We start from the raw sequence: 17,057 nt of genomic DNA on the forward strand, positions 1-17,057 counted from the left end.
ACTGCTTTTTACGATTGCTTACTTCCTCCTGCCGGGCTTGCTATAATTGCTAGAGAAAAACGTAGAGAATCGAGGAGAAACCCATGATCCTGCACAAGGGAGAAGTCCTGTTTCGACAAGGCGAAGCTGGACCGCTCTACCATCTGAAGAGCGGTCTGTTAAAAATCGTTCGGGTACATGCAGACGGAGCATTGACGCTGGTCAACATCATCGTGCCAGATGAGATCATTCCGCATCATTCGTTGATGAGCCCGAATCCCTATTACGGGACAGCAATCGCTCTCGTGACCTGTGAGATCGAAGTGCTGTCTGCCCCGGATTGGTATCGCCATCTGGATGACCATCCTGAAAAGTGTCGTGATATCGCACTACAGCTGCAAGGGAAGCTTCGGATGATGCAGCAGCGTATCGACCAATTGACCGAAGTCTCTCCTGCTGAAAAGCTTCGCAAGCTCCAGCTTTGGTTTCAGACATTCGTTCCTGTCGCCTCGCTTTCGGAGTTGCTGACTCAGGATGAAATCGGTCAACTCATCGGACTTCGCCGCGAAACGGTAAATCGACTGCTGCGCGCTCAAGCTGCGAATCGCGAGTAAGCTTACGCTTTTTTCGTGGTTGCCTTTATACCAAGGTCGCTGCCGGTCCAAAAAACTCAAAATGAATATCTTCTGCTGGCACTCCCCATTCCAGCAGAGCACCGTTGATCGTCTTCATGAATGGAATTGGACCACAGAAATAGTAGCTCGCCTCTTTTGTATCGATGACCTTTTGCAGCCACGGCAAGTCGATATATCCTTCTTTCTGGAAAGCACCGTTCAATCGATCCTGTTCGGTCGGCTGTGTATAGCACCAGTGAACAGAAAGCTGGGGATGTTTTGCGGCCAACTCCTCTACTGCCTGCTTCATGGCATGCACATTTCCGTTTTTGGATGCGTGAATGAAGGTGATCGGACGGTCTGTTCCCGATTTGATCAGTGTGTTCAGCATGCTGATCATTGGGGTCAATCCAACACCACCACTGAGCAGCACAACCGGACGGCTGTCCTCTTGCTGCAAGGTAAAATCTCCAGCCGGAGCAGACAACTGTAGACTATCTCCTTCCTTCACTTCCTCTGACAAATAAACGGATACTTTTCCTGCTGGCTTATCCTGCATCGCGTCCTCGCGTTTGACAGAAATGCGGTAGTACGCATTCCCAGGTGCATCAGAGAGACTGTACTGGCGAATATGCGTAAATTGCTCGCCCGGTAATTCTACCTTGATGCTGACATACTGTCCTGGCTCATAGCTGGAGATCGGTTGACCATCCGCCGGAACCAGATAAAAGGAAGTGATTACGTCGCTTTCCTTCACCTTGCGTTGGACGATAAACTCTCTGAAATCTACCCATCCTCCAGGCTGTCCGCTCGCCTCTTCATACATTTCGTTCTCTACACCGATGAAGGCATCCGCAATGACCCCGTACGCTTCCGCCCACGCCTGTAAAATCTCGTCCGTAGCCGCATCCCCGAGTACGTCTTTGATTGCAGCTAGGAGATTTTCCCCGACGATCGGGTAGTGTTCGGCCTTCACTCCCAAGCTGCGGTGCTTGTGTCCAATTTGCTTCACAACAGGCAAAATCGTTTCCAGCTTATCAATATATAAAGCCGCAGCATACACCGCATTTGCCAGAGCTGCTTGCTGTCTTCCCTGCTTTTGATTGGCGTGGTTGAAAATATGGAGAAGCTCAGGGTGCTTAGCAAACATCATTTGATAAAAACGTTTTGTAATGGCAGTTCCGTGCACCTCTAGCACAGGAACGGTTGATTTTATGATTTCAATGGTTTTTTGACTTAACATCGTAGAACCTCCTTGAAGTGCTTCGTTCTTTCTATATTTCAAGTGTACGGAAGGTTCACAGATACACATGTGATTCTGGTCACAGGAAATCGAAACGATTTGTGACAATTTCAAAACCCCCTAAGAAAAAGTCGTCCTCCAACCGTCTTGTTGCAAAAAAAATGATGGCCATGATAGCATAGCAACCAATGGATTGTTATTAAATTCCACCAAAAACAGTGAAGGTGAATGAATGCTAACCGTAAACCGAGATGACGAACGTCCAATCTGGCAGCAACTGCTGGACCAAGCGATCCATAATATTACCTCAGGAAAATGGCAGCCAGGTGAATTGCTACTACCCTCCCGCGAACTCGCTTCTTTAATTGGCGTTTCCCGTTCAACCATACAGATTGTTTATGAGGAGTTATTCAGCCGCGGCTACACTGTCACCTCTCGCCGCGGTGGAACGCGAGTTAGCGAATGGATTTATGCAACTCGTCCTTCAGAGGATGCTGCGCCCGAAGGACCTGTCCCTCCCGAATTGCCTTTATTAAACGCTACAATCGGTCATTTGCACGGTTGGTTCGGGGACAGAGATCGTCAAAAGGTTGAGGTCGATTTTAGTCCCCATGAGCCATATTTGGACGAGCATTTTCAAAAGATTTGGAGACGTTCGTTTTTACAGGCTTCCACAGAAACGAATCTGGACAGTTGGGCTTATGGCAATGCCTATGGATACCAACCGCTACGAGAACAGATTCAACGTTATTTGTCACTTGAACGGGGCGTTCATGTAAATATCGATCAAATCATGTTAACCTCAGGTGCACAGCATAGCATCGATTTGATCGCCCAAGCCCTTTTACATGAAGGGGATACCGTTTCTGTAGAAGATCCTGGCTTCCCTGCTGCCTGGATGGCAATGAAGTATCGGCGTATGCAAGTTGTCTCCGTTCCAGTTGACGAGTACGGGTTATACGTAGACCAGATTCATCCGTGCTCCAAGCTTGTATATGTTACGCCATCGCACCAGTGTGCGGTTGGAGTCATTATGTCGGAACCTCGCAGACAACAATTGTTACACATGGCTGCCGAGCAGCAGTTTTGGATTGTTGAGGATGATTACGATAGCGAATTTCGCTATCGCGGCGACCCACTTCCAACCTTGTTCAGTCAGCGACCTCAGAACACATTGTATATGATGAGTTTTTCCAAAATGATTGCACCTGGTATACGAATATCAGCAATCGTTGGCCCCAAAGAGGCCATTCGCCAGCTCGCCCAAGTCCATGAATTAACCTATCGGCATCTTCCGATTATGGAGCAATTAACGCTTACTCATTTTATTGAGCATGGTCATTTCATGCGCCATATGAGACGGGTTCGGAATGTATATCGGCGCAGACACGAAGCCATGACGAAGGCCATCATCACGACAGGACTCGGCGAACACTTCACACTAAGCGGCGTAGAAACGGGATTGCATATCCTTCTTGAAGCTGATCAATCTTTTGATGAAGAAGCCGCGACGATCCTAGCACTCGAAAAAGGAATCCGTGTTTATCCACTTAGCAAGTATTGTTTGAAAAGCGATCGAAAAGGATGGGTGCTGGGTTTTGCTAAAGTAGATGAATCCACCATTGAAGAAGGCATTTTTCGTCTTGCAGAGATTACACGGTTTTACCAGGATTGAACATTTTTTCTTCTTCTATTGGATTTTCTTTCGCAGTGATATGCTGTGGATCTATTCGGTACACCTGAACCGGACCACCGAATACTGCTGAACGGTATTTTTCTACATGCTGCTTGGGCAAAGGCCGATTATAGTAGCCTGGCACATACTTATTCATCATTTCTTGTAACATGTGTGTAGCCTCATCCAGATCAACGATAGGCTCAGCTTTGCCAAAAATCATTACACTCATATATGCTGTGTCCGTCTTAGCTGGCACCGGATCAGTAATCGTTCCATATTCTTCACAAACCGTAAAACAGACCTCTGGATTAGCATCCACAACCTGATTTCTTCTCCCGCCGGTGGCACCATGAAAATAAAGCTTCCCATTTGTCCAAACAAAATTGAGTGGAACAACATACGGCAAATGACCATCGACCATTCCAAGATGTCCGATTCTAGCTTGCTGCAAAAATGTCTCAATCTTGCTCTTATCTAATACTTCTCTCATTTTGTAACGCACTCCATCCATTGCTATCACTCCTATTTTTTTGAAATATGCTGCAAGTTTATCAGCCATTGGAGTGAATATATACATCCAAAACCACCTGATTGAAGCAATCCATAAGCTATCGTCTAATGGATGAGAAAACGAAAAAGCTGCCGGAACATCCCGGCAGCAGGCATTTTCTTATTACTCCGTATGATTGATGAAATGGGCAATTTCTTTCACTCTCTCCATTGTAATTCCTTCTCTTTGCTCAACTGCAAGTGGATGATTCGTTTGTTCTAATTCTATTAAGGGAACCGCACCAACTTTTTGTGTATGTACCCATGTCTTTAAGGATAGGGTGGTTTCTGGATAGATGGAAAGTTCAGTCGATAGCCAGCCAAAATAAGGTACTTCATTTTCTCTTCCTTCTACGTGTAGCAATTCATTCGATCTCAAAAAGTTTTCTTCACTAAGAGAAACCCAAACACTCCATATAAATTTCTCAGTACTATCTATTATTGGTATTTCAATATGTCCTCTCATAAAGAAATGCTGTTCATCAATGACACAAAAGTCCTTTATTAATTCTGTTCGTTTCTCTTCTGGTACCATGTAAAAATAATGTGGCGCTTCTATTCCGTAACAGAAAGGAATTTCATTTAATTCGTTGTGACAGTGAGGGCAGTTCATGTTATTAGCTCCTTATCATTTCTCGCCGATTTTTTATTTACATTACCATATATTTCATGACATGGATCATCTCCCATGCTACAAAAAAAGATCATCCCCTATCAAGCTGGAATGATCTCAATGCTTCTAATCAGTTTTGACAATGCCAAACGGAAACCCGTTCCCTTACAAAATTGGCTATGTTGTCGATGTCATTAATATCAAAAAAGGGTAACCCCGGCTGACGTTTGTCCGTCCAACCTACGATCCCTACTAGATGAGTAACGATCGAGAAAAGCTCCTCATCTTCTGGTCTGCGAAGCAGGACGAGCTTGGGATAGCCTTCACGCTTGAAGCCTTCTACCAAAACGAGCTGGGCCCCGGCATCTGCCAAGCGCTGGATCAGGACGCATAACTCCTGCGGCTTTTGCTCCACGATGGCCGTTTTTGTTTTGGATGTGATCGCAACCAACGAGGCTCCGGCTTCACGATAACGCCAAGTGTCCTTCCCTGGCTGATCCCACTCAAAATCGTGTCCGCCATCATGCTTGATGACCCCAACTCTTATCCCTGCTTTTTCGAGAATGGGAATGAGCTTGGTGAGCAGCGTCGTCTTGCCACTGTTCGAATAACCGACAATCTGCAAAACACAAGGTGGCTTGACCATCTGCTATCCCTCTCTTCGCCAGGTTGGGGTTGCATGCGTGAGCACATCAACCAGCTCTCCTGCTTTTTTCCCGCTTCCCCCGGCTGGTATGATCATAAAGCATTCGCTGTCCTTCAACGTCCCCAGATTCCCTGCCTTTTCATTGAAATCAGGGATTGCGTGCAAAACCCCGTCTTTTTCGAGCAGCTTCCCTCGCAGGTAACGCGGGTATGGGCAAGGCTTCGTATAATCGACCCCGAGTCTCGCCTTAATAACCTGTTGCACGACATAGGCTTCTCCCGAGATGCGACGTATGGCTGCTCGCGCAAATAACTCAAACCCGAGGAAACAGGCACCCGGATTCCCTGATAGGGCAATCAAAGGCTTGCCCTCCATGAGCATGGCTGTCGTCGGACTTCCCGGACGTATTGCGATCCTGTTGAACAAAAGCTCCACCTCAGGCTCATCTACTAAAGCCGCGATCACATCAAAATCCCCAACGGACACACCACCGCTTGAAATGACCAGATCCACGCCCCGCAAGCATTCACTGATTTTCTCCTTCGCCACCGACAGATCATCCGGCAATCTCGAAAACGAAACAGGGATGCCCCCTGCTTCGGCAATCAAGGCAGTTAGCATCACCGTATTACTGTTGCGAATTTTGCCTGGAGCAAGCGGCTGATCAATATCCAAGAGCTCGCTTCCAGTCGAAATCAGACCGACACGCGGCTTACAGAACACCTCGACCTGCGAATAGCCAAACGTAGCCAAGCTGGCGAGAGTACCTGCGTTAATCCGTTCACCCATTTTGGCAATGACCGTTCCTTTGGCCATCTCTTCACCACGACGCGATACATTTTCCCCAAGCTTCATCTCCCGCTTGATCCGTACAGTATCCGCTTCTTCGGCTGGGTTATGCGTTTGCTCAAACATGATGACCGCATCTGCATCCGCAGGCATCATCGCACCTGTCATGATCCGCGTCGCGTAGCCCTTTTTCAGTTCTCTAGTAGGTACTTGCCCGGCCGCAACTGTCTCTAGCACTGTTAGTGTAATCGGGCGGTCAACGGAGGCCCCAATCGTATCCGCAGCTCTCACGGCAAACCCATCCAGCGGCGAGCGGTCAAAGTGCGGCAAATCGTATGTTGCACGTAGATCAGAGGCCAGTATCCGCCCGTATGCCTCCCCGATCTGCACTTGTTCCGTTCTCCCTGTCAGCAGTTTTGCCAAAAGCTTGCTCATCGCTTCCTCAACCGAGATTGTTTGTCGCGAAAAACGCATGGCTTGTTCCCCCTAATCTTGACCACCCATTGCTTCAGCTCGTCAGCCGACGTTTACTTCCAAATCTTCTACTTCTCTCTCCACGTATTTCAAATCTTTATTGGCGTGGAAAGTGTCCGCTTTTTCAACCTTCACGGCTGTATTGTATTCGGGAATACCTGCGTATGTCTCGTATACACCCTTCGGAATGAGTACGTTCCCTTCCGGCCAGTGTACTTGAATATTTCCGCGTCTGGTGTCCTCGAATTTGGCACGTCCTTGGAATGTTCCATATTTATTGTAAACGACGATATTTTCGCCTTCTGCAATGCGCAGTTCTTTTGCATCCTCTGCATTGATCAGGATATCATAACGGTCTGCATTGTTGAACGGGTCTTTCTTGCTATAAATCATCGAGTTGAACTGCTTACCGCGACGAGTTGTTACATAGAAGTGTCCCTCTGGCTTGTTCAAATCCGGAATCTCAATTGGAATCAGATTCGCTCGGCCATCCGGTGTCGGGCATACGCCGCCTTCACACAACCATGCACCGCCCCATTGGAAAACATCTCCGCGGTTTTTCAGATGCTGGATACCATCGTAGTTCGGATTCGCCAGAGCAATCTCTGCACGAATATCAGCTGCGCTTGAGAAATGCATCAGATGCTTTTTCTCTGGATTGACCCGTGCTGCCAGATCTACGTAAATCTCCCATTCCGAACGAGCTTCTTCAATTCGTGGCCCTTCCACTTCAGCACTGAAGTAAACCATACGCTCTGTACTTGTCGATGTACCGCCACCCGGCTGCTCGTAGCGAGTCATTGCTGGCAGTACGATGACTTCTTCCTTCGCATCCACCAGCGTAGATGTGTTGAAAATGATGTCCTGATGTACACGAACTTCTATGTTCTCCAAGCATTTTTGCATGAAGTCCGGATCTGGCATCGTCTCCAGGAAGTTGCCACCACTTGTATAGAACAATCTGGTCTTGCGCTCATGTCCATCTGGCAACACTGCATTTTCCAAAGAAATACCGACGATATCTCCTTGCCATTTCGGGATCGGGAAGTTCCAGAGCTTTTCAATGCGGTTCCAGGATTTCTCTTCAAAATCTCCACCTGGTAAGCTGAACGGATCGGCACCCATTTCACCAGAGCCTTGTACGCCAGAGTGTCCGCGAATCGGCATGAGACCAGTGTGCTTGCGACCCAAGAATCCACGAAGGACGGCCAAATTGGCTACTTGAGAAATATTGTCCGTACCGAATTTGTGCTGGGTCAGACCCATACTCCATACGAATACACCATTTTTAGAGTTAGCGAGCAACTCTGCGAATTCCTTGATACGCTCGCGGCTAAGACCGGAGGATTCTACGATCTTGTCCCACGATTCATTCATCACATGCTTGCGCAGCTCCTCGATTCCGTTCGCATGCTCCTTGATGAATTCATGATTGATCGCAGAACCTGGTTTGGCTTCCTCCATCTCGAACCAAATCTTCATCACGCCGTTCATGAATGCGATGTCGCCGCCAATATTCACTTGATAGAAATCATCCGCAATTTTCGTTCCGAACAAAGCACTATCTGGTACAGATGGAATCCAGTACTTCTCCATCGCTGGCTCTCTGTACGGGTTGATCAGGATGATTTTCGTTCCTGCTTTTTTCGCAGCATACATGTATTTCGTCGATACAGGCTGGTTGTTACCTGGTACAGAGCCCCAGAATACGAGCACATCAGTACCAATCCAATCCTGATAGTTACAGCTCGATGCACCAATCCCAACCGAACGCTTCAGTGCTGTCTTACTCGGCGAGTGGCAAATACGTGATGCATTGTCGATGTTGTTGGTTCCGAGGAAACGAGCCATTTTAGCTGCCGTGTAGTATACCTCGTTCGTAATCCCACGAGCGGTCAAGAAAAAGGCCAGTTGTTTCGGGCTGATGTTTTTGATTTTTCTCGCGATGCGGTTTAACGCTTCATCCCAACTAATGCGAGTGAACTTGTTTTCGCCTGGCTTTCTTGAAAGCGGATACGGAATTCTTCCCAGCTTGCGCAATTCCTCGCTGGACAGCTTACGTAGCGCATTTACGTCTTCAAACCATTTGGCATCCATGGCAGGCATGGTATTGAGACGCAGTACGTTTAGTCTCGTGGTGCACAAATGCGGACCAGTCAACGTCTGATCGTAGAGACCGGATACGCCGAGAGCGCAGCCATCACATACCCCTTGGGTCAAAATGCGATAGGCATAACCCAAATTATCGCGATTGTCATACGCCACCTTCATCGTATCGCGAATGTGATGCGGCTTGATTTTTCCGAGTCCCATCGGCATCAGTGAAGCCCATAAGGAAGGCTTCCACGAAGTATCCAGCTTAATTGGTCCGCCATGCTTGGTCTTGCCCATTTCTTTTATCTCCCCTCTAGTAAACTCCATTGAGACGAAAAAACCACCATGAAACCGTCCCTTGTCCTATAGGAAAAGAGCGTGTTCACGGTGGTTGTCTACGGCAGGTTCGCTACCTAGTCTCAACTTCGTGTTTGCTTTCGCGAATTCCGTTACGTCTAAGCCGGTGAACAGGAACGCTGCTTCGTTTAGACTTACGGTTCGTTTTTCATTTTCTTTTCGATGTCTTGATCAAAAACAAAGATCGACATTCCAAAATCCCGTTCAATGTCAATATCGACGAATAGATCAACGAGTTTTGCTCCAAGAAACGCTTCCATGTCAACTGGCTGGTGTTTCCGATAGATCTCTTTGACCATTTCGGTTCGGGCAGCTCGTAATGTCTGCTTTCCGTCTTCCGAAGTGGCGATGAACTTTTCCACCGGAGAAAGGTTGCCTTCCATCTCGCAGATCGCCCAGTTCTTGCAGAACGTGGTGCTGATCTTGCTCGGTCCCTTTCCCATATGGCGCTTTCGGAAAGCCCTGACCAAATTACTGAATTCTGCTTCGAACTTATTCATCGAGGAAAATCACCTTTACTTCAAATCATTCTCTTCTTAAACTTTACCATTGATTAACTAGCCAATTCAACAGACTTTTCTCTTTGTTTGGCTTCTTCCTTCAGTTTTTTGATATCCAGACGGACTAATAGCGAGATCACCAGAGCGACAACGAACATTCCTGCGAAAACACTCATCGTTCCTGTATAGCTTTCTGTCGTCTTGCGAACCCATGCTGCAAAGATCGGTCCTGCCAAGCCGGCAGCAGCCCATGCTGTCAAAATATAGCCGTGAATCGCGCCCAATTGCTTCGTTCCAAACAAGTCACCGATGTACGCCGGAATGGATGCAAAGCCACCGCCGTAACAGGTCATAATGATGAACATTGCTACCATGAACAGGATCGGATTGGACAAATTCGGCAACAGGAAGAACAGTACCATTTGGATAGCAAAGAAAGCTGTGTACGTATTTGGTCGTCCAATGAAATCAGACAGAGACGCCCAGCCGATTCGTCCCCCACCGTTGAACAAACCGTTTAGCCCTACCATCAGAGCTGCTGTTCCGACAGACATCCCCACCATTTCTTGCGCCATCGGCGATGCTACTGAAATAACGGCGATTCCACAAGTCACATTGATAAACAGCATCAGCCATAGCAGGTAAAAACGGCGTGTCTTGATCGCTTCGTTGGCAGTCAATTGGCACAAGTCTTTTTTGATTTGCTTGCTGCCAACTGTTCCCTCAGCGGAAAATCCAGCCGGTACCCAGCCTTTTGGAGGTGGAGCCAAATATTGAGCCGAAGCCAACATCACAACAAAATAAATAATGCCCAAAATATAAAAGGTGTTCGCGATTCCTACATTGGCAATCAAAGCGTTCATAATCGGACTGGCAATCATGGAAGCAAAGCCGAAGCCCATAATGGCAAGACCTGTCGCTAAACCACGGCGATCCGGAAACCATTTGACCAAGGTCGATACTGGCGTAATATAGCCTACACCAAGACCGATACCACCCAGCACTCCATAACATAAGTACAGCAGAGGCAAGCTGCTCAATTGAATCGCCAAGCCAGCCCCGACAGTTCCTATTCCGAAAAAGATAGATGCGAGAATACCAGCTTTACGCGGGCCGTGCTTTTCGACATAATGACCGAGAAAGGCAGCAGACAGTCCCAAGAACAAGATCGCAATACTGAACGTAAATTGAACGTCTGGCAAGTCCCAGCCAAACTGCTCGGTAATTGGCTTGGTGAATACACTCCAGGCGTATACCGACCCAATCGAGATGTGGATGCCTACCGCAGCCAACGCGATGAGCCAGCGGTTTTTCACTTTTTGTTCCAAATCATTCATCTCCTTTGTAATGGTCTTTAGCATACTGTGGATCCATCAGCAGCCTTCTCGAAAAAAAGAAAAACTGCTGATTTCACCGACTCACCCAAGTCTCCTATAAATGGAAACAAGGGCTACGATGAAACACAGCAGTTAATCATCAGCAGGAACGCTACATCAGCATCAACAAGCATTGTGTTCACTATGTAATTCGCTGCAAGGCTACAAAATAATCGGTGGCAGGGTCGCTGCTCCGTGTCAATCTGTCCTTACGCTATGAATACATGGAAAGACGAAAATTTTATGACACTTTTCATCTCACATAGTATACTACCATGTAAGCGTTCACTCGACAATATTTTCCTCACAAAATAGCCATGAAAACTTCATAATTTCGACAAAAAGGAGGCCCGTATGTCTGAGCTAACCATCACTACCCGATTGCCCGTGTTGAAAATTTCGGCTGACCAACATGGCTGGGAAGACGACGAAATCGTTACAGAGTACCCCCTCACGATTTTCCTCAATGATGAGGAATTCGCTACAATCGTATGCACCCCGGCCGACCTGGAAGAAATGGTCATCGGTTTTCTCGCAGCCGAAGGCGTCATCAAGGGCTACTCGGAAATCAAACAGCTTACGATTAATGAGGCCCAAGGGTTTGCTTACGTTGATTTGCATAAAGAAACGATTTTGTCGCAGAGCTTTTACTCTAAACGCAGAATTACTTCCTGCTGCGGAAAAAGCAGACAATCCTTTTACTTTTTTAGCGATGCGCGCACAGCAAAGCCAGTTGAAAGCACAACAACTGTCACTCCTGCTCAATGCATGCGCCTGATGAAGGAATTGCAAGCATCGTCTGAGATCCACCGCCAAACAGGTGGCGTTCACAATGCAGCCCTCTGTACACCAGATGAAGTTTTGCTTCAGTTCTCCGATATCGGGCGTCACAATGCACTCGATAAAATCTATGGGAAATGCTTGCGAGATAACATTTCCACCACGGACAAAATTCTTGTCTTTAGTGGACGCATCTCGTCTGAAGTGCTGCTCAAGGCTGCCAAGATTGGTGCTGGCATCATTTTGTCCAAGTCCGCTCCAACTGACCTCGCCCTGCAATTGGCAGATGAGCTGAAACTCACCGCAGTCGGTTTTATACGCAATGACAAAATGAACGTGTATACACAAGCAGAGAGAATCCTCCTACCTTAAAGGAGGAATCAAGCAAAAGCGGGACAAGCTTAGTGCCTTCCCGCTTTCCTATGTTTTTCTCATCTGTTTAATCCCAAAGCCCGAGTTGGCCTCTCGGGCTTTTGTTTTTTGTACGTAGAATTTTTATTTGCAGCAGCAATGTTTCTTTTTGTGATACCTGCAGCGGTCGTCATCATCTTCGTCCTCGTCATCTTCTTCATCTTTGTCTTTGTCTTTGTCTTCATCGTCGTCCTCTTCTTCGTCATCATCTATGTCATGCTTCTTGCAACAGTGGTGGTCAAGTTTTTCAAAGCATTTGCAATCATGGCGTTTGAAGCAACAGCAGTGATCGTGGCAATGTTCATGCTTTTTACAGCAGCAATGTGCCTCATCGTAATGATTGTGTTTTTTGCAGCAGCATTGAGGCTCGTAGTAATCATCGTGTTTCTTGCAGCAGCAGTGGTCGTCGTAATATTTGTTGTGCTTTTTGCAACAGTGACGCTCGTCATACTTGTCGTGTTTTTTGCCGCAACAGTGGTGGGCGTGTTTGTCTGGTTTTTTGCAACAACAGTGGTGACCGTGGTGTTTGCCTTGTTTTTTGCATTTTCTTGTCATTGCGCTCTCCCTCCTTTCGTCAGCCATCACTACTATTCATACGGTTTGTCCAGAGAAACGCTTGTATGATAGCCCTCTATGAAAAGCCCCTTTTTTCCAAACAAAAAACAGGACACGTCTCAAGCATGTCCTGTCTTTCTGCGTTTTTCTTCACTTTTTGCCTGTCCGTATTCTTCAGGTGTGTTGACATTAAATACAGCCCAAGGGTCCAACCATTCATCAGGCAAGGGCAACACACGCAGTTCATCTAAAGTCCGCATCACTCTTCGCTGTCCATTCAATAGCGCCTGCTCCCAATTACTCTGTGTTCTCCGATGGTACACTGCACATAATGGATGGATTCGTCCCTCTGATTGGGCGACAATCACATCCCAATCGTTACTCTCCCTGGCAAATTCGATAAGTTTGGCTATTTGTACACGATCCATAAAAGGCAGGTCGCAGGACAACACCAGCAAAGCATCCTCTGAGCTTACGCGAAAAGCAGTAACCAGCCCACTCACAGGACCGCAGGATGGTACCAGATCCGGTGTGATTGTGACGGGCTGTTCATCAATTTGTTCCTTTTGTGTCACTTGAGTGCCCGAAAAATCGTTCGTTACAATGAAGCAAGACAAGCCAACCGCCTGTACTTCCTTTATCAGTTCTGTTAAAAAGGTTCCGTCCCTCCACGGCAATTTTTGCTTTGGCGAGCCCATTCTGCTGCTTTTTCCGCCCGCTAAAATAACCGCACCGATACGCAGCTGCTGCATAAATTTCCTCCCGGGTGTTGACAATAACCCTTATTAGTTTATAATAAGTTTAAACAAATAATAATTATAAATAAGGAGAGATTCTCGATGGAAAACACACTCTACAGCGTTCTAAATAAACAGGTGGCGAACTGGACAGTCCTCTATACGAAACTACACAATTTTCACTGGAATGTAAAAGGACCGCACTTCTTTACACTCCACGCAAAATTTGAGGAATTGTATAACGAAGCAGCAGCGAATCTCGATACCCTCGCTGAACGAGTCCTCTCCATCGGTGGAAAGCCTGTAGCGACTTTGGCTGCATGTCTGAACACAGCAAGCATCACTGAAGCAGAAGGAACCGAAACAGCTGAGCAAATGGTAGAAACGATCGCGAGAGACTTCTCCATTCTCGTAGATGAACTGAAGCTAGCTATGGAAACGGCAGACCAAGCCGACGATGAAGGGACAGCCGATATGCTGTTGGGAATCCGCAGCAGCCTGGAAAAACACATTTGGATGCTCAAGTCCTTCTTACAATAAGCATGTAAATCAATAGACACCAAAAGGCGATTGTGCATAGGCACATCGCCTCTTTTTGGGTCTTCCCGTGAAACTGCCTTTTGCCCCCTAGTTACTAGAGCTAGAGTGAAAAAATCAGTTTCCGCCCGTCCTTTTCTACTTTTACTTGGGGCAAATACTTTAATGACTTCTGTACACCAATGTAGGGACTAGCAAACTCTACCTGGTGCCGTGCTTTCAACACGGAGCAGAGATCAGCCAATGACATTGGAGACATTGCTTCCCGTAACAGGTTTTCGATGTGCTTCGCAACTTCCACATAATCATGACGAATGTGCGCCTTTCTCACTTTCATTCGCTTCATCAAGTCATCTGAAAATTCCTCTGTTGATATAGCTACATCGTCTGGGTTTTCTTCGTCTCCGATCCCGACTTCGTTATCCAGCTCACGAATGCGGCTCAAAAGCTGCTTGATGTCAGCTCCCAACTGCTTGTCCTGATCGACATACTGTCGACGCAGTGCCATACGCTGCTCTAGCATGGCCTGCAATGTCATTTGTAACGCTTTCCGTTCGTTAAACATTGCGTTATGTATTCCCCTTTTCGCAAAAAGTAGAATGATGGAATTATATCCAATGATAATATAATTCTCACTAATTGGAAACGGGGTAATTTAAGTGGCAAAATCCTCAACGTAAAGACGGGACTATTTTCCCATTCATCTTTCCAGCCGATTTTAAGCTGCCTTTTCCTCACTCAATCGATCCGTAATCACCGCAATCGCACCGTCACCCGTTACGTTACAAGCGGTACCAAAGCTATCCTGCGCGATGTACAGAGCAATCATCAACGAAGTCAACGTGGTAGTAAATCCAAGCATGGTCTCCATCAATCCGAGTGCTGCCATTACAGCCCCGCCCGGCACACCTGGTGCGGCGATCATTGTTACACCCAGCATCAAGATGAATGGAAACATCACACTAAAGGATGTCGTCATGTCATTTAGCATCATGACTGCCATGGAACAGCTGACAAGCGTAATCGTGCTTCCGGAAAGATGGATCGTTGCACAGAGTGGAACGACGAAGTCCGCGATTTTTTCGCTCACACCGTTTTTCTTGGTCTGATTGAGTGTCACAGGAATGGTGGCCGCAGATGATTGTGTTCCAATCGCTGTGAAGTAAGCGGGAAGCATATTTTTTATCAGCGTGAATGGGTTTTTGCGTCCCATCTGGCCTGCTATCATGTACTGCACGAACAAATAGAATAGATGCAAGACGATAATCATGACGAAAACTTTCACGAATACGGACAAAATCATGGTGACTTGTCCACCATAGGTCAGATTGGAAAATACAGACAGGATATGTAAGGGAAGCAACGGGATAATGACGGAAGCGATCAGCTTCTCGACGATATCTCTCAAGTCTACCATCACATTTTGCAAGGCATTCCCTTTGATGACAGTCGCTCCAAGACCAAGGGTAAAGGCGAGCAACAATGCTGTCATCACACCTACAATCGGCGGCATGTCCACGGTAAAGAATGGCTTCACCAGTGCTTCCTCCGGGTTGGCATACTGATTCACCAGCCCACCTACCTCAAGAATGTGTGGAAAAATACTCACACTGACCCAATAAGCAAGCGTTCCTGCAAGGATCGTCGAGAGGTAAGCAACCCCTGTGGTTACCCCAAGCAACCGCCCTGCCCCTTTGCCCAGCTCACCGATGCCTGGCGCGATAAATCCAATGATAATCAACGGAATCGCAAATCCGAGGAAATTTCCAAACAGGCCACTAAATGTAGCCAATCCTTTCACGACCCAAATCGGCGAAATAGAGCCAATCCCGACCCCAAGGACAATGGCGACAAGGATTTTGGGTAGTAAACCTAGATTTTTCATTAATATTGAACCTCCGTTAAGTATTAATAAATCACGTCCACACGGAATGGACTTTGTCTCTTTTACGCGGACTAATGAATAACAAGGTAACACATTCGGGATGAGATTGTCATGAATCATAAAAAAGTAATAATATTCAAACGAAAGAAAAACCCCCAATGAGCGTTCCTTACTCACTTGGGGGAACGATTTTATTTGGGGCAAAGCACCTGGCGAAATTCCTCTTCGATGTCTGCCAATACGCGCATAGCATTCGCTAGCTCCTGCTCATTCTTTTCCACGATCAGCGTGTGACAACGTCCAAATTGCTTCGCCTGCCTCTCTTTAATTGCCGCCGGCTCTGGCGCATGCTTCGAGAAAAACACAGCGAAATCCATGGCTCGCCTCGCCCCTAATTGGAAAGCAAAATAGGAGAGATGACCAGTTTCTGCTGGGGTGAGCCCGCCCTCCTCTTCGATCCGTTTCACTACCCGCAAGATCGCTTCCTTTCCGTATAAGACCGAAGCGTTTGGTTTAGCCGATGCACTTTCCTGATAAATCCCTTGGAATAAACGAAGGGCATTCGCAGCTTGTTCCTCCTCTGACGGACTGCCTACACGCTTTGGTGCTGTCCAGTAGTGATAAGAAAAGAGGCGATCGAAGATTTTTTCGGCTTTCCATGCCAAAACAAACTGGGACAATGGCAAGCTCACAAAAGGAAATCCTGCCGGATCATGCAAGTAGATTTCTTGCTCATCCATCCTGTACGCGAGAACAAAATGGTCAGCTCCTCCCAAATAAGCAGCATTGGGATTATACGTCAAATAGCCCATATCAAGTGGTCCGAGCAAAACCGGTCCATGTTCCACGTCACGCCGTAATTCTTCCAATGGTGGCTCTCCCTCAGCATCCGCTGACTTTTCCGTCCAGCGAAATCCTAGTAGCTCCAACGCATGACTTACACCACGATCTGGAATCTCTTGTCCGAAATAAATGACTTTCTGCTCCTCATGCCACATCGCCCCGATACCTACGCCAGAGAGTACTTCAAGTACAGCAGGCGATACCTTCTCCCCAATTGTCTCCAAAAGCATAGCTGAAGAATTTGCGTAGCAGTACGCGCCACTTCCGATGTACGGTAACATGCTTTTCTCCCTCTTTCTCGTCAATGTATGACTTACCTATCATTGACTTCGGGACACATGCTTTTCTGACAACGCTTTGCAAAACGCTTCTAGTTGTGACCTTTTCTCGACTCCGT

Annotated in this window: 17 protein-coding genes; 5 read left to right on the forward strand and 12 right to left on the reverse strand. The window is 47.0% G+C overall.

Annotated features, from left to right (window positions below; all coding sequences use genetic code 11):
* Positions 1-83 precede the first annotated feature (83 nt).
* Entirely contained in the window at positions 84-593 is a 510-nt protein-coding gene (locus HP570_RS10220) for a Crp/Fnr family transcriptional regulator (RefSeq protein ID WP_173625651.1), read from the forward strand.
* Between the two features lie 25 nt (positions 594-618).
* Here the strand turns inward: HP570_RS10220 and hmpA are convergent, their stop codons facing one another.
* A complete protein-coding gene (gene hmpA, locus HP570_RS10225) occupies positions 619-1,836 on the reverse strand; it encodes an NO-inducible flavohemoprotein (protein ID WP_173625652.1) in 1,218 nt (405 codons plus the stop codon).
* A 232-nt stretch (positions 1,837-2,068) separates the two neighbouring features.
* Here hmpA and pdxR point away from each other — a divergent pair, with 232 nt between their 5' ends.
* Positions 2,069-3,511, forward strand: a complete 1,443-nt coding sequence (gene pdxR, locus HP570_RS10230) for a MocR-like pyridoxine biosynthesis transcription factor PdxR (protein ID WP_173625653.1) — start codon at positions 2,069-2,071, stop codon at positions 3,509-3,511.
* Here the strand turns inward: pdxR and HP570_RS10235 are convergent.
* From HP570_RS10235 to HP570_RS10265, 7 genes are all read right to left on the reverse strand, one after another.
* Positions 3,489-4,025, reverse strand: a complete 537-nt coding sequence (locus HP570_RS10235) for a pyridoxamine 5'-phosphate oxidase family protein (protein WP_012684869.1) — start codon at positions 4,023-4,025, stop codon at positions 3,489-3,491. The genes pdxR and HP570_RS10235 overlap by 23 nt on opposite strands.
* Positions 4,026-4,187: 162 nt before the next feature.
* Positions 4,188-4,676 carry a DUF2199 domain-containing protein gene (locus tag HP570_RS10240; RefSeq protein ID WP_173625654.1) on the reverse strand — a complete coding sequence of 163 codons (489 nt, stop codon included), beginning with the start codon at positions 4,674-4,676 and terminating at the stop codon, positions 4,188-4,190.
* A 130-nt stretch (positions 4,677-4,806) separates the two neighbouring features.
* Positions 4,807-5,322: a molybdopterin-guanine dinucleotide biosynthesis protein B gene (gene mobB, locus HP570_RS10245; RefSeq protein WP_173625655.1), complete on the reverse strand. Its 516-nt coding sequence runs from the start codon at positions 5,320-5,322 to the stop codon at positions 4,807-4,809.
* A gap of 3 nt (positions 5,323-5,325) precedes the next feature.
* Positions 5,326-6,585 carry a molybdopterin molybdotransferase MoeA gene (locus HP570_RS10250; protein ID WP_173625656.1) on the reverse strand — a complete coding sequence of 420 codons (1,260 nt, stop codon included), beginning with the start codon at positions 6,583-6,585 and terminating at the stop codon, positions 5,326-5,328.
* 42 nt (positions 6,586-6,627) lie between these two features.
* On the reverse strand, positions 6,628-8,976 hold the full coding sequence (locus tag HP570_RS10255) for an FdhF/YdeP family oxidoreductase (protein WP_173625657.1): 2,349 nt from the start codon (positions 8,974-8,976) through the stop codon (positions 6,628-6,630).
* A 194-nt stretch (positions 8,977-9,170) separates the two neighbouring features.
* Positions 9,171-9,536, reverse strand: coding sequence for a Na-translocating system protein MpsC family protein (locus HP570_RS10260; protein WP_012684864.1), 366 nt, complete (start codon positions 9,534-9,536; stop codon positions 9,171-9,173).
* A 53-nt stretch (positions 9,537-9,589) separates the two neighbouring features.
* Positions 9,590-10,864, reverse strand: a complete 1,275-nt coding sequence (locus tag HP570_RS10265; RefSeq protein ID WP_305852626.1) for an L-lactate MFS transporter — start codon at positions 10,862-10,864, stop codon at positions 9,590-9,592.
* 402 nt (positions 10,865-11,266) lie between these two features.
* On the opposite strand from HP570_RS10265, the gene fdhD reads away from it, so the two are divergent.
* Both fdhD and HP570_RS10275 read left to right on the forward strand, forming a co-directional pair.
* Entirely contained in the window at positions 11,267-12,064 is a 798-nt protein-coding gene (gene fdhD, locus HP570_RS10270) for a formate dehydrogenase accessory sulfurtransferase FdhD (RefSeq protein ID WP_087344227.1), read from the forward strand.
* A 108-nt stretch (positions 12,065-12,172) separates the two neighbouring features.
* Positions 12,173-12,727 (forward strand): hypothetical protein, encoded by a 555-nt coding sequence (locus tag HP570_RS10275; protein ID WP_173625659.1) that lies wholly within the window; start codon positions 12,173-12,175, stop codon positions 12,725-12,727.
* Between the two features lie 50 nt (positions 12,728-12,777).
* Here HP570_RS10275 and HP570_RS10280 read toward each other — a convergent pair whose 3' ends face one another.
* Positions 12,778-13,410, reverse strand: coding sequence for a molybdenum cofactor guanylyltransferase (locus HP570_RS10280; protein WP_173625660.1), 633 nt, complete (start codon positions 13,408-13,410; stop codon positions 12,778-12,780).
* An 87-nt stretch (positions 13,411-13,497) separates the two neighbouring features.
* Here HP570_RS10280 and HP570_RS10285 point away from each other — a divergent pair, with 87 nt between their 5' ends.
* Positions 13,498-13,935 (forward strand): Dps family protein, encoded by a 438-nt coding sequence (locus tag HP570_RS10285; RefSeq protein ID WP_012684860.1) that lies wholly within the window; start codon positions 13,498-13,500, stop codon positions 13,933-13,935.
* A gap of 100 nt (positions 13,936-14,035) precedes the next feature.
* Here HP570_RS10285 and HP570_RS10290 read toward each other — a convergent pair whose 3' ends face one another.
* The 3 genes from HP570_RS10290 to HP570_RS10300 form a co-directional block, all read right to left on the reverse strand.
* Complete coding sequence (locus tag HP570_RS10290) at positions 14,036-14,497, reverse strand: hypothetical protein (RefSeq protein WP_012684859.1); 462 nt, start codon at positions 14,495-14,497, stop codon at positions 14,036-14,038.
* 153 nt (positions 14,498-14,650) lie between these two features.
* Positions 14,651-15,817, reverse strand: a complete 1,167-nt coding sequence (locus HP570_RS10295) for a dicarboxylate/amino acid:cation symporter (RefSeq protein ID WP_087344212.1) — start codon at positions 15,815-15,817, stop codon at positions 14,651-14,653.
* 191 nt (positions 15,818-16,008) lie between these two features.
* Positions 16,009-16,941 (reverse strand): hypothetical protein, encoded by a 933-nt coding sequence (locus tag HP570_RS10300; RefSeq protein WP_173625661.1) that lies wholly within the window; start codon positions 16,939-16,941, stop codon positions 16,009-16,011.
* Between the last annotated feature and the right edge of the window lie 116 nt (positions 16,942-17,057).

The sequence above is a fragment of the Brevibacillus sp. RS1.1 genome, from assembly GCF_013284365.1.
GTDB lineage: Bacteria > Bacillota > Bacilli > Brevibacillales > Brevibacillaceae > Brevibacillus > Brevibacillus brevis_D.